We start from the raw sequence: 14389 nt of genomic DNA, 5'->3' as shown, positions 1-14389 counted from the left end.
AAATATTATTTCAAAATTACTGAATGTTGGGCTAAAGCCCTTCCCAAAATCCCATATTAATTGTTCCCCCAGATAAATCTGGCGGCAATTAAGGATAATTGTAGGACAATTAAGAAAATGGTAAATTGAGAAGGGGTTTAAACTTGTACCCCCTCCGTCATTTCATTTTGCTTTTTGGCAAAATGAAATGCCACCTCCCCCTATCAGGGGAGGAGCCATTAAATTATTTAAAATAACACAGTTTTGAGCCTAAAGAAAAGTTCCCCCTTCGGGGGTTAGGGGGCTTTACAGCACGCTTTTCTGTTTTTTGTAAAAGGCATCGGCCTGCATCTGCATCAGCTCTCTTGCCTTTTTTCGCTTGTAATCGTAAAGTTCCTGCTCCTCGGCGATGTCTGCATACACCCTGTTGTTGATGTCGCGGTCTGTGGTTACTACTATGTCGCGTTGTGTTTTCTGTTGGACAACCCAGGACTTTAATGCGCTTTCCTGTTCTTCCAACTTTAAGTCATACGCGCCTTTTGGGGACAAAAGTTTTGCGAAAATAGGAGAAGTTTCTATTGCGAGGAACAGCAAAAAGATAAACAACGAAGGCAACAGTGGAAGTTTATTCAACGCATTTACACGTGCCATTAACCCATCAAAACCGTCAATTACGGGTTGGGTTTCTGCCACTTTTGTTTGGTATTCGGTGGCTAAGGTTGCTATTTGGGCTTCGGCTGCAGCAATCTTTTCGGCGTTTGTTTTCTTTAGCTCTGCCAATGCAGCGAGCTCTGCATCGTGTTTTTCGCGCTTTTCTTTGTAAACGGGTCCTTTGCCTATTAGTTCCGTGCCTTTGCGGCCTTCGGCTTCGGCAATGTAGGTTTCGTAAAGGGCGTTTACTTCGGCTTCTTTTGTGGTTATCTCGTTTTTTAAACCTTCAATTTCGGTTTCCAAGGCTTTTACGGAAGGGGTGTATTGCAATGCCAACTGGTCTTTGTTGGCGAGGGTCATTTCATTCTTCTCGGTGAGCAAAACTTGGTTGATTTCCTTTTCGAAAATCTTCATTTCCAAGGGTTTTGAGATCACGATGGCGATGATTATTGCCAAGGCAATTCGCGGGGAGGCCTGTATCAATTCATCAAAGAAGTTGTTGCGTTTTTTGATGGTGGAAACGATGAACCTGTCGAGGTTGAAGATGAGCAATCCCCAAATAATTCCGAAGAAAATAGCGGAAAAGTAATTGTCGAAAACCGTGTAAAGCGCATAGGCGGCGGCAATAGTGGCCATAACGGCGGTAAAGAATACGGTGGCGCCAATACCGGCGTATTTGGTGCGTTCGCCGGGTGAACATTCGTCAAGGATGGCGGTATCCGCGCCGGAGCAGAAGATGAAAAAGCGTTGTAGCATAAGGTTTTTTTAGACCTACCTTCTGGCAGGCAGGTTGATGAATCTATATAACGCTATTTCTTTCAGATTGTTACAGGGTTTTTGGGGTTTAATGCATAATTTATAGTGGATAGTTGGGGTTGTAAAATATGCGGATGGAAAAAATTGCTTACTTAAAAGTAGGGGATTTCTTTTGTGGACACACGTTGCAAACGTGCGCTAGCTGGGGAGAGGCCATCGGAGATCCAAAAAATAGGAATCACATCTTTATAGCAAGTGGCCAGGTTTATTATAACTTATAATCATATCCCGATAGCTATCGGGACTGCTGGCCGCGCTGGACAATGGACCACATATAGGATGCGGAGCAAGTTATATGGTATTGAAATACTGATAATCCTTCGGAATTATCAACATTCCAACACCCCAAAATAATCATTATGAGATAATTAAAATAAAAATATTATTTTTGAAGAACGGGATTAGTGCTTTTCATAGGAGCCATTGTTGTGCAACGTTTTTTATTCTTTAATTGAGAAGTCTAATATTCTAATTTCAAGTTTTTCTCCACTTTTTCTTTTGCTTACTCTTTCTCTTCCGATTGAACTTCCAAAACCTGCCTCAATATATTTTGCGAGAAATGGTTTTATGTAATCGCCATAACTTATATATGGACTATATTCAAAAGCATCAATTGGTTGACCTTGTGCATTTCTTAAAATAAACAGCAATGTTACTTTAGTTATTTCATAAGGCAAGTTGTTTTTGATAGAAAAGCCCTCTAATTCTCTTTCTTTCGAGCGATATTCTGCCGGAATTGAGTAGTCAATTGCATTCCATTCTATGTTTATAATCTCCAGTCCTTCCTTAATTCCTTTTCCCAAATTACTCTCACTATCTTTTTTCGGAACAGACTTAATATTTAATTGGGTTAATTGGGTTTTGGTTTGTTGAATTAATTTTGTAACATATTTTGTAGGAATTGCGAAATTCAAATTCTGTCCAGCATCTAAAGTTCCAACCGAAACTCCAATTAATTGACCATTATTATTTATTACTGGTCCGCCACTACTTCCAGGCGAAATAGGTGCTGTTATTTGGATAAGTTCTTCATTGTCAAAAGTTCTAATTCCGCTTATAATTCCTTCTGATATTGTTCCTGACAAACCTTTTGGATTACCAATGGCATAAATCTTCTCTCCAATTTCTGGATTATTATCGTTTATTTCAATTGAATTACCTATTAAGGTTGGAACTGATAATAATGCTAAATCATTAGTTTTATCAATAGCTAAATATCCCTCAATATTATGCTTTTTTGATTCTCCATTAATAGTTACGTAACCATATTTTGCATTTTCTATTACGTGTAGGTTGGTGATTACTTTACCATTATCAACAATAAATCCAGAGCCTAAAGATAAAGGTTGTTTAAAGTTGTCTTCCATAACAAGTGAAACTGTGGAAGCCATACACATTTTTGCAATTTCTTTAGCATTTTGAGAAAACATTAAAGTTGGAACTAATAGTATTATTATAAAGTATTTTTTCATTCCTATTTTATTCTAATTTGTAAACTATTGATGAGTAATAATCTACTTTTAAAATACATTCAGTTGAGTAACCAGCATATCCAAAGTAGCCATTAAATTTTATAAAAATATTTGTGTCTTTTACCTCGTATAAATCTCCATCTCCATCAGTCAAGTCAATTTTATAGTCGCCCTTCTCTAATTCCGTTTTCACATAAATATATTCAATTTCGTCTCCATCTTCATCAAGTGTTCCTCTGTCAAGTTCTACTTTTTTATAAAATTCGTCAACTGTATAGCTATCTAAATCTTCAAGGTTTTGACCAAATGAAAGACTGATAAGGAATAAGAATATCATTAAGGTAAAAGTTTGTTTCATATTTTTTTCAAATGTTGCACAACACGCATATAAAAACCATCTGGTGTTTATTCGCCTAATATGGTGTAATAAAGTTAACTTCAAATATAAAGCAAACACTTTATTTCCAAAGCATTTTTATTAGAAGGAATCTTCCTTAAAAATAAAACCCCAACCCATTGGGCTATAACAACGAAGTGGAGTTTTGGAGTGTGTGTTAATTCCCCTTTACGGCCGCAAGCATGGCCAATTGCCTGGCTTGATCGTCATTGCGCTCCCTTTTTTCAATTTCCTCAATTTGGCGGAAGATTACGGCGTTGTGCGCATTCACTTTGCTGGACATGGTAAAAAGGTCTATTAACCACCAAATGCCCAGTCCGCCGAAGGTGAACCAAAAGAGAAATTGCAGCCCCCATTTGCCAAGATAGGCGTAGTGGGTTGCAAAGAGAAAGAAGAACAGCAGGTAAGCTGTGCCTGTTGATTTAAGCTGCGATTGAAGGTAGTGTTTATTCATAGTCTTGGTTGTTTTGTTTTTTTAATGGGTTGAATTTATCATTTCCCAAACTTCTGAAATTTAATGGAATTTGTATTACGGTTTTCCGTAATTGAAGGATTTTCTTTATAAAAACTTCGGGGAATAGGAGTTGGTTAAAAAGGAAACCCATCCTACTATCCTTAGGGATGGCACAATGGGTTTTAACAATTAATAGGATAGTTTTATATAGGTTTCATCACTTCAAATTTCAGCCCGCTGTCCGTATCGGTAAAAAAAGTTTTGTCGCCGCTTTTGGAAATTTGAAGCGTCATTTTTGAACGGGTAGTGCTGATGGTCTGGGTGCTTGGGTTGAAACTCCAGGTTGCATTTTTATTCGTGGAGGTTGTATATGAATACGCAGTGCCGTTTGCCTGTCTTTCCTTTATTTCAAAACTGTTATCGGCATAAAGGTTAATCACCGCGTTGGCCATTGCCGCTGCCATTTTTGGGTTGCTGTTGCTGTTTTCAACGTTCGTAACCAGCCAAGTGCCGGTAACGTCTTTTTGGGTAAGGGATTGGCTTTGCACAGTGGCTGCGAGAAGAACGAAGACGAAAAGAGCGATTAAATTTTTCATAGGTATATTTTTTTATGAATTGATTTTAGGTTTCAAACTTTTGTGAAAGATAGGAATTTTTATGCTTTTTGATGTAGGATTGAAAGGGAAACACGAAAAGAGACTGAAGGGAGGCAGAAGTAAAGGAAACAGGATTAACGGGGTGTTATTGATGAAAGAAGCTCCTTTTTAGGGGAGCTTCCATCTTATTAACTAATTGAAATGAAAAAAATTACTGTTTTGTTATTTTTAGGGTAGCTTGTTTTCCTTCGGAAGTTTTTACGGTCGCGAGATAGATTCCTGCAGTGCCGTTTATTTCCACGTCTAATTTTTGTGCGTTTTTATAGGTTGAAGTTGAAACCACTTGCCCAAGCATATTGCTGATGGTTACATTTATTTCTGAAAAACTTTCGCCCAGATTTATCGTAAATCTGCCATTGGTCGGGTTTGGGTAGGCGCTTATGGCTGGGCCAAAAGTATTTTTTGAAATCCCGAGGATTGTTGGGGTGGTCTTAAAAACCCAATAATCATCAAGGCCTCTGCTGTTTTCGCTTTTATCGCCAGAGATATTGCTGTCTGAGGAGCAGAACATGGCGAAATTGCCATCTGCAGTGGGAAGGATGTAGGAACCGCTTTCATCGGCAGCCCCGCCAATGGAGTTTTGGGATATGATATTTCCAGCGGTATTGAGCCTTAGCAGCCAATAATCATAACCTCCGTTGGAATTCTCTGTTTTGTCGCCGCTGATGTTGCTGTTGCTCCAGCAGGCTACCATATAGGTGCCATCGGCAAGCTGTTTTACATCGCGCGGATAGTCTATGCCGCTACCGCCAATGGTGTTTTGCCAGTCCAAATTGCCGCTGCTATCCAGCTTTAGGATCCAGGCATCGTAATCGCCCTGTGAGTTTTCGGTCTTGTCTCCAGAAATATTTGATTTTGAATATCCGCCCACAAAGTAGCTGCCATTTGCCAGTTGTATCATATCGCGAAGCACGTCACTGTCATTTCCTCCATAGGTGCGGTCCCATTGTACCGCCCCGTTTTCATCCAGTTTTACAATCCAGTAATCGTTGCCGCCGCGTGTGTTTTCAGTTTTGTCGCCCGAGCTTGGGGAATTTGAAAATCCGCCGATTATAAAGCCTCCGTCAGTGGTTTGAAAGGCTGCTTGTGGACGGTCAACCAAACTGCCTCCTATGCTGTTTTGCCAAACAATGTTTCCGTTGCTGTCCAGCTTTAGGGCCCAGTAGTCGCGTTGCCCGTTGGTGGGGTCTGTTTTGTCACCGTTTACGTCGCTATCGGAATAACCGCCCACAAAATAGCCACCATCTGTGGTTTCTACGATATAGGTATCAAACTCCGGTTGGTTGCCTCCATAGGTTTTTTGCCAGAGAATATTGCCCGAGGCATCCAGTTTTATGATCCAATAATCCAAACCGCCACGGGAATTTTCGGTCTTGTCGCCAGAAATGTTTGAGTCTGAACCGGCACCGAGAATATAACCGCCGTCTGAGGTTTGTTGAAGCGAAATAAGATAATCGTCGCCACTGCCCCCGATGGTGTTTTGCCATTGTATGTTGCCGGAGCCGTCAATTTTTACGATCCAGATGTCGATGGCCCCGTTGCTATTTTCGGTTTTTTCGCCAGAAATGTTGCTGGTGGAATACCCGCCCAAAATGTAGCCGCCATCGGTGGTGGCTTCAAAATTGGTCGAGAAATCGGTGTCGCTACCGCCAATGGTTTTTTGCCAAATAATGGCGGGGTCTTGGGCTTGGGCCGTAAATAGGCCCAGCAATAATGCGAAAATTGTAATAGATGCTTTCATAATTTGGTTTTTTAAGGATTATATAGGTATATCGGGAAAGTTGGGAAAAGTCATCAAAAAAATGTTGGGTGTTGGGTGTTGGGTGGGGGGTGCTGGGTGCTGGGTGCTGGGTGAGGGATGAGGTTTGAGGTATGAGGCATGAGGGATGTTGGGTGACGAGGTGATTCAATTTCAATTTCAATTTTGGTTTCGATTTCAAAAAAATGCCTCCATATTTCAGAAGGCATTCCGGTTGGTTTCAACCTCACAAGCTATTGAACGATCATTGTTTTATAATCCTTAATGTGTTCGATCCTTCTTTGGCCGTACTTACTTTTACGAAATAAATTCCCGCGGAAGCATTTATTTGTTGCGTTATTGTTTTTACGGAACTGTATTTTTCAGAAGAAATAATTTGCCCCATCATATTTGAGATTTCAACAGTCGCGTTTTGAAATTCTTTGCCCAGATCGACGGTAAAGCTGCCCTTTGACGGATTTGGATATAGGGAAATGGGCAACAGGTTGTTTTTGGTAATTCCCAGCGGATCGCCATTGAGTTTTAGCATAAAACAGTTATCCCCTCCTGTAGAAATTAAATTGTAAACGCCACCGCTGGGATCAAAATCGGTTGTGTTTTGAAAAGAACCTGTAAGAAAAACAGTTCCGTTGCCCTGTGCATGTACCGAGTGGCCAATAGTATCGCCATTGGGGGCGCTGCCAAAGGTGTTTGCGTATTCAAAATTGCCATCGGTATCAAGTTTTAGGAGGAACATATCAATATGGCCAATGGGCGTCATCAAAAATTCCTCGGTCCCCGGGGCAAAATCTGCGGTTCCCTTATAATGGCCGGTTACATATAGATAGCCTTGGCCGTCCAGTTCAATGGATTTTGAAGTGTCCAGCCCATCTTCCCCGCCAAAACCTGTGGCCCACACAAAGTCGCCCGCGGCGTTCAGTTTTAAAATAAAAATATCAATATAGCCGCCGCTGCTCGAAAGGTTGTAAACGCCCGCGCCCGGGTCAAAGTCGCATGTACCCAAATAACCGCCGGTAATGTAGGTGTTGTTATCGGCATCGATCTTTAGGGAAGTGACCGTTAAAATACTGCCGCTCCCTGTGGTTTGTTTTGACCAGACCAAATTGCCCGAAGCATCCAATTTTATATAGAAATTACCATTGCCCGTTAAATTATATGCGGGAACATTTCCATAGAATTTCCCGCCAAAAGTGATGTTTCCCGAATCGTCAACAGCTACTGCATTTACTTGGTCATTCCATGGACTATCTCCCCCAATGGTGATGGCCCATAAAAAATTGCCGTTGGCATCCAATTTGGATAGGTAGGCATCTTCATAGGAAGCCACGGATACGGTAAATGTTCCGGCTCCGGGATCAAGGTCGTTGGTCCCAAAGAAGCCGCCGCCTATAATGATATTGTCCGCCCCGTCCAAAACCACTGTATATACGTTATTTTGCGCCAAGTAGTCATTTCCGCCCCAATGTGTGGCCCATAGCAGATTGCCATTGGTGTCCAATTTCACTAAAAAGGCTTCTTTGCCTTCCGTGGTTACCATGTGTTCGCCCACGCCCGGATCCAAATCAATTGTGCCTTGGAAGGAACCTGCAACCACTATATTGCCGTTGGAATCAAAAGCAATATTTCCGGGGATGTCGTTATAGTATTGCGCCCCAAGCTGTAGCGCCCAGATGAAATTTCCGATTGCATCAAATTTGGTAATAAAAATATCCCCTTCTCCGTTTGAAGTCATGTTATAGGTATTTACAGATGGGTCAAAATCTGCGGTATAGCGAAATGTTCCCAAGGTATAAACATTACCAGCGGCATCTATTGCCATAGTGTGGCCACTGGAAGTACCTGCAATTTGTTTTGCCCATTGCAGGCTTTGTGCGTTCAGCGAAAAGACCATGAGGCCCAATGCCAAGAGTATCATTTGTTTCATAATTTCTGGGTTTTAAAAGTTATAATTCAAAGGTGCCCAGTAAATATTGGTAAATCAATGGGGCAGTTGCCGTATTTAAGAGGGTAGTGGGTAGTGTTTCGGTAAATCCTTTTTTGGGTTGAAGATTTTTCGCTTTTCTAATATTTCAATTTCAATTTCAATTTCAATTTCAATTTCAACTTCAATTTCGCTTTCGCTTTCGCGGCAATTCCTTCATTTTATTGGGAATAAAAAATGCCTCCATATTTCAGAAGGCATTCCGGTTGGTTTCAACCTCACAGGCTATTGAAAAATCTATTGTTTTATAATCCTTAAAGTTTTCGATCCTTCTTTAGCTGTACTCACTTTTACAAAATATATTCCCGCGGGAGCATTTATCTCCTTTTCAACAGATCTTGCTGAAGCGTATTTTGAAGAGGAAATAACCTGCCCGAGCATATTTATAACCTGAACGGTTACATCTGTATATTCCCTGCCCAAGTTTATGGTGAAACGACCGTTGGATGGGTTTGGGTACATGGAAATATTGCTCAATGTATTTTCTTCGGTTCCCAAAACGATGTTGGTTATTTTTAGCGTAACATTTGTTGGGTTGCAGATTACATCGAACGTATAATTATTACCGTCATGATGGGCGGTAACTGTTGCGGGGAGGTTGCAGCTGGTAATGTTGTTTGCTGTAAGGATTACGAATTCATCTCCAATATTGGCTTCAAAGGCCAAGTAAACCGGGATGTCGCCATCCATTATTGCGTTGCCCTGAATAGCAAGCAGGTCGTATTCTGTTCCTTGGTTGTAACCGTAAATTTCTATTTGTAGATCAGAATTTGATGTGGATTTATAATCGCCAATAACGGTCAATGTTCCTGGATAACCGCCTGGGGAGAAGATGCCGTCATTTGTAAAGTTTGCGGAAACAGGTACATCTATTGTGCCGATGCCCATTACTTTGCCATTTACTGTATTGGTAAAGTTATTTCCATCTACGAATGTCATGGTTCCAGACTGTATGTCGATTGTTCCAGAATTAGTAACCGGAAGATAAAAATAGGCAATGCCCGTGCCCGTTGTTTTCTTTAATACACCTGCATTGTTGATGCTTCCATTTTCAGAAGTAGCAACAGATGCGTCTGCTTTAAAATCGATAACTCCTGAGGCGGTGTTATTGATGTTGGAATCATCGCCAACAAACAAAGTGGAAGGTACCGTAAAGTTGATAATGCCTTGATTTTCCAGTATGGTTGTTCCGTACATATATTTATTTACAGGGGTGGGAAAGTTGAAGACGCTTTTGTTGGTTAAAACGCCATCTCCCTGTAAGTAACCGGCAGTCCAACTGAAACCATTGCCATCAAAGTCTAAAGTTGCGGCATTTGCTACCGTTACATAATTTGTCCAGTTCATTTCGCCGTCCAGTTGCCCAGTTAATGTACCCTCCAGATTAATATTGTTTCCTCCCAAACTCATTACGCTTCCTGCATTCACATTATAGACACCTCCATTAAAAGTCTTGTCCTCGCCGTACAGGTTTAATTGTCCCGCTTCCACACTGATAGTGCCTGTATTTACCAATTTGGCATCTAGGAATGAAGTAGTTCCAACAGTCTTTTTAATCAATCCCGAATTAATGAGGATATGACTTCCGTTCCCACCATAGGTGATATTGCCATCCGATTTAAAATCAATTACCCCTGAAGCCGTATTGTCAAGAACGGAGTCATCATTAACAAACAAATAGCAGCCAATTTCAAAATTTATAATTCCTAAATTTTCAAGCGTGGTAGCATTTTCTATATATTTATTTACCGTTGAAGGAAAGGTTAGCGTACCGTTGTTGGTTAAAACACCATCTCCCTTTAAGTATCCGGATGTCCAGTTGAAACCATTGCCATCAAAATCCAATATTGCGGTATTTGCTACAGTGACATAATTTGTCCAGTTCATTTCGCCATCCAATTGTCCGGTTAGGGTACCCTCAAAATTGATATTATCCCCTCCCAATCGCATGACACTTCCGGCATTCACATTATAAACACCTCCGTTAAATGTTTTTTCCTCGCCATATAAGTTCATCTCTCCGGTTTCTAAGCTGATAATGCCTGTATTGTTCAAAGCAACCTCAATTGTTGACACGCCTATGCCCCCAGATTTTTTGATCAATCCCGCATTGTTTAAGATATGGCCTGCAGTTCCGTCATAGACAATATTAGCATCCGATTGAAAATCAATGACACCTGCTGCTAAATTGTTAATAATTGAGCCATCACCCAGAAATAAATAAAAGCCCACAGGAAAATTTATGGTTCCTGCATTGTTTATAATGGTTGTGTCTTCAATGTATTTATTTATGTTCTCAATAATAGTAAAGCTACCGTTATTATTTAAAGTTCCCGTGCCTTGTAAATACCCAAATTGCCAAGTAAAGGAAGCATTTGCCGCAATAGAGGAGGTATTTGTAAAATAGAGCGTATTTCTCATAGTAACGTGGGAATTACCCTGAACGGCAATGGATTTTATATTTGCCTCAATATCTATAATCATATCGCTCCCCGTGGGGACAATCACATCATTGTTTTGGTTTGGTACACCCGCAGGACTCCAATTGGAGGATACACTATAGGAACCTCCCGAAGGCCCAACCCAAGTTTTTGTCTGTGCTGAAATAGTCAAGCAAAAAATGCTCAATACTGAAAATAATAATAGTCGTTTCATAAAATCTGGTTTAGTGTTAGTTAAATGGGTTTTGAAACTTGGTGCAGCATAACTGTAGTGAGTTTCTATTCTTTTAACGGCACTATTTAAAAAGGTCATCACTTTTTTTGGAGGGATGAGGTTTGAGGGATGTGGTGTGAGGAGGTAGTGGGTAGTAGGTCGTGGGTAGTGGGTGGAAAATAGGGTTTGGATTATGCTTTTTTGGCCCGTTTACTTTTCAGAAGAAAAAAGATTAAAATTCCTGCCAAAAACAATCCTATTGCCCACCACCAAAGCGGGTTGATGCCTTGTTGCAGCGGGATGGGAGTGGTGTCGCCTATCAAAACCAAGCCTGCCCAGTACTGTGGCGAGGCGGCGCGGCCCTCTGCGGTGGTGAGGTATTTCAGTTTTGCCTTTTTTAGCGCTTCGTCCTTTGGGAATCCTTCGGAAAGGAAATCATAAAAATACCCGACTATCTGGGAGCTGGAAATTTCATCTACTTCCCAAAGCGTGGTCAGGATGCTTTCGCTGCCCGCATAGTTAAAGGCGTGGGCGAGCGAAATCATTCCCTCGCCGGGCTGGTAGGTTGGTTTTCCGGTTTCGCAGGCGGTAAGTATCGCCAGATTGGAGGAGAGGTTGGTGTTGTAAATTTCGTATGTGTAAAGCGAATTTTCATCATAATTTTTGTCGTCCGCCATGTTTTTTGCGAAAATGAGCCGCGAGAATTCGGGGCTTATGTTGTTGCTTTCGCCATGGGTGCCAATGTGGATTATTTTGTGTTCGCCGGCCTTATCCCTAAAAATTCTTTTGGACGCGTTCTCATTCAAAAACGAAGTGCCGTCAAATATTTTCGAATATTTTTTGGCAAGTTCCACGCTGCTCGGTTGTGATAAAAGATGGAGGTAGGTTGCGTCCTTGTTAAGCGAATCGCTGATGCTGATTTTATATTCCTGCTTCATTTCCTTTGTAAAACCGGGCGCGAAGGCCACAAAGTTTTCCGGGAACATTTTCGGCTTTTTTTCTCCGTGCAAAAGCAACAGGCTAAAGTTGTACGAAATGGTATATTTCGCCAAAAGACTATTGGTGGCGAGCTCCCCGTAACTTTTTATTTTGGAAGGGGTAAGGGTTTCAAAACTCAAGTTGAAAAGCGGCCCATCGGGGAGAATGATTATTTTTTCGGTATGTATTTGGTTTTCGAAAGGCTTCCAAAGGTTTTCATACAGTTCGTGCAGCAGCGTGGCCTCCGCTTCAAAAGTGAGGGATGGGTCGATTAGCGATTCGATATGGTTTTTAATGGGGCCGTATTCCAGTTTTATGAGATTTCGGTTTTTTTGGTCCAAAACCATGGCGTACAACGCTCCGTCTATAAACAGATAGCGGATTACGGTGGTGTTTTCGGGAATGTATTTTTGAAGATTTTGTAGCGAAACATCCAACGAGGCATACTTCATTTTGTAATATTTCGGGAAGGCCGTTTTCAGCGAATCCAAAAATGAATCGTAAACTTCGCTTGCTTTGAGATAATCCTGAAAAGTTTCGGTTGAATCTTCGGAGTAGGCAAATTCCGTGGCGGCTTTTTTCAGCTTGTTTTCCCTTTTTATGACTTCCTGTGGCACATCGGCAAAACCAATTTCATCGCGCAGCATCAACTTGGAACGGATGCTGTAATAGATGCTGTTTTCGTGGGTCTCTATAAGTTTGGTAAGGTATTTTTTATTCTTTGTTAGCGCGAATAAATCGTAATAAAGTCGTTTTTTGAAACCGTACAGCCCCAAAAAATTTGAATACAGCACGTTTACGTTATCGTCTTTTGAAATCAGATTTTTTTGTTCCTCAAGGATTTTAAAGGCATCGTCCATATTTTTCAAAAGACTTTTAAGAAAAATTGAATCTTCGGTGGTGTGCTGCTTGTACTCCGCTTTCGATTTTGTTAAAAGCAGCAAAGGTTTTCTGTAGGTTAGCTTTAAGGCGTCGAGTTCTGTTGCTTGGTTTTGGGAGAGCGTGTCAATATAATGCAATCCGTTTTCGCTCCATTCCGCAGCTTTTTGGTATTCGCCGGTAATGTAATACACCTCTGCCAGGTTTAAGATTCGCGCAATAAGGTCGATATTGTGATTGCCGCCGTTCTTCTTTAAATAATTATAGGCATACAGTGAAGTTTCAATTGCTGCTTCTTTCTTATTGTTGTTTGCCAAGAATAGCGCTTTGTCGTTGGCAAATTCAAGATAGGTATCGTCCAGGTTGTTGCCGAGCGCGGCCTTGTATAGTTTTTCGGCATCGTTATAGGTTTTTTCGGCCAAGGCAATTTTGCCCTTTAACTCGTACGCATTTGCCAAATTTGCGGTAGCGATGGCCTGCCAAAACAAGTCGGGGCTCGAATCAGCCTCATACATTTTTAGTGCCTTTTCAAAAGAGGCTATGGCTTTGTCGGTTTCCTTTAGGCCCATCTGCGCCTGTCCCATCAAAACGACTGATCTTTGTATTTCAGGGTCGCCGGGCAAGTACAGTTCACTCCGGTTGTTGTAAACGTAGGCAGTGAGCTCGTAGGCGCGGTTTACGTTGCCAATATTGTGGTATAGGGAGCCGAGGTTGGTGATCCCGGACCATTTTAGGCGTTTGCAGCGCTCTACCATTCGTTGCTCCTGTGATTCATTTACTACATAGGTGCAGGCTTGGATAAGTTTCTCCAAGGTCTCTATGGATTCTGAAATATTTCCCTCCGCTTCCATTACCAGGGCTAAATTCAGTTTTATGCCAGCAGCGGAATATACCTTATAAAGCGAATCTCCTTCTATATTATTTAAAATTTTTATGGCGTTTTTAAAAAAATATTGTGCGCTGTCCAGTTTTTGGGAACGCCACATCATAACGCCAAAAAAATTGTTTACGTCCGATAATTTCTTGTAATTTTTTTCTTTGGATTTTTTTAGATTCGCGAGTGCTTTTTTTGCCTGTATGTTGGCATCTACGTATTTTCCAGAGATATAATAACTATAGGTGAGCGCGTATTGGGCCTCTGCAATTTCATTATATGTGGCATCCTTTACTTGTAGAATCGTATTCAAGGATTCCTGGGCGGCATTAAAGGATTTTTCTATGTAGCCCAAATCTTCATAAAGTTTGGAAAGACCATACAGGGCAATATGTTGCGCGCGTTTGGACGCACCGAGGGTTTTTAGTTCCTTAAAAAAATCCTCCGCTTTTTTGGCCGCCTGCTGTGGATTGCTTTTCAAAAAGGCGACCTTTCCCACATACACGGCGTATTGGGCAAGGGAATCTATCTGGTTGGTCTGTTTGAAATTTTCAATTTGCGATTGTAGGGCGGAATCTGCTTGTTTCGTTTGCTCTTTTATCAGGTAGAAATCCAATAATTTGGTTCCCGAAAGTTTTTCCTTTTGTGCAAAGGATTTTGAGGCGGACAAAAAAAATAGGGCGGCAATCAAAAAAATAAAGCGGTAGAATTGCCCCATATTGGTATTTTTTTTTGAAATATACCAATATTTTCAGTTTACCAAAAAATGTAAAGGTTTTTTTGGAGATCAAATCGAGGAAGTGTAAAAATGGAAAGATTAACGGCGCAACGGATAATT

9 protein-coding genes are annotated in these 14389 nt (G+C 41.1%); all 9 read right to left on the bottom strand.

The window, feature by feature from the left end; translation table 11 throughout:
* Positions 1–285: 285 nt before the first annotated feature.
* The 9 genes from POV26_RS11745 to POV26_RS11705 all read right to left on the bottom strand — a co-directional run bounded on the left by POV26_RS11745 (position 286) and on the right by POV26_RS11705 (position 14269).
* Complete coding sequence (locus POV26_RS11745; protein ID WP_272856666.1) at positions 286–1386, bottom strand: DUF4407 domain-containing protein; 1101 nt, start codon at positions 1384–1386, stop codon at positions 286–288.
* 500 nt (positions 1387–1886) lie between these two features.
* The gene (locus tag POV26_RS11740) at positions 1887–2918 is read right to left on the bottom strand and encodes a S1C family serine protease (RefSeq protein ID WP_272856665.1); all 1032 of its coding nucleotides are present in this window, start codon (positions 2916–2918) and stop codon (positions 1887–1889) included.
* 7 nt (positions 2919–2925) lie between these two features.
* Positions 2926–3276 carry a hypothetical protein gene (locus POV26_RS11735; RefSeq protein ID WP_272856664.1) on the bottom strand — a complete coding sequence of 117 codons (351 nt, stop codon included), beginning with the start codon at positions 3274–3276 and terminating at the stop codon, positions 2926–2928.
* A 196-nt stretch (positions 3277–3472) separates the two neighbouring features.
* The gene (locus tag POV26_RS11730) at positions 3473–3769 is read right to left on the bottom strand and encodes a TM2 domain-containing protein (RefSeq protein ID WP_272856663.1); all 297 of its coding nucleotides are present in this window, start codon (positions 3767–3769) and stop codon (positions 3473–3475) included.
* A 203-nt stretch (positions 3770–3972) separates the two neighbouring features.
* Positions 3973–4365 (bottom strand): hypothetical protein, encoded by a 393-nt coding sequence (locus tag POV26_RS11725; protein WP_272856662.1) that lies wholly within the window; start codon positions 4363–4365, stop codon positions 3973–3975.
* Positions 4366–4576: 211 nt separating this feature from the next.
* Positions 4577–6166 carry a T9SS type A sorting domain-containing protein gene (locus tag POV26_RS11720; RefSeq protein WP_272856661.1) on the bottom strand — a complete coding sequence of 530 codons (1590 nt, stop codon included), beginning with the start codon at positions 6164–6166 and terminating at the stop codon, positions 4577–4579.
* A 262-nt stretch (positions 6167–6428) separates the two neighbouring features.
* Positions 6429–8108, bottom strand: coding sequence for an SBBP repeat-containing protein (locus tag POV26_RS11715; protein WP_272856660.1), 1680 nt, complete (start codon positions 8106–8108; stop codon positions 6429–6431).
* Between the two features lie 294 nt (positions 8109–8402).
* Positions 8403–10820: a T9SS type A sorting domain-containing protein gene (locus tag POV26_RS11710; RefSeq protein WP_272856659.1), complete on the bottom strand. Its 2418-nt coding sequence runs from the start codon at positions 10818–10820 to the stop codon at positions 8403–8405.
* 191 nt (positions 10821–11011) lie between these two features.
* Positions 11012–14269, bottom strand: coding sequence for a CHAT domain-containing protein (locus POV26_RS11705; RefSeq protein ID WP_272856658.1), 3258 nt, complete (start codon positions 14267–14269; stop codon positions 11012–11014).
* Between the last annotated feature and the right edge of the window lie 120 nt (positions 14270–14389).

Source organism: Aequorivita todarodis, from assembly GCF_028561335.1.
GTDB lineage: Bacteria > Bacteroidota > Bacteroidia > Flavobacteriales > Flavobacteriaceae > Aequorivita > Aequorivita todarodis.
This window is presented reverse-complemented; position numbering and strand designations above follow the sequence as displayed.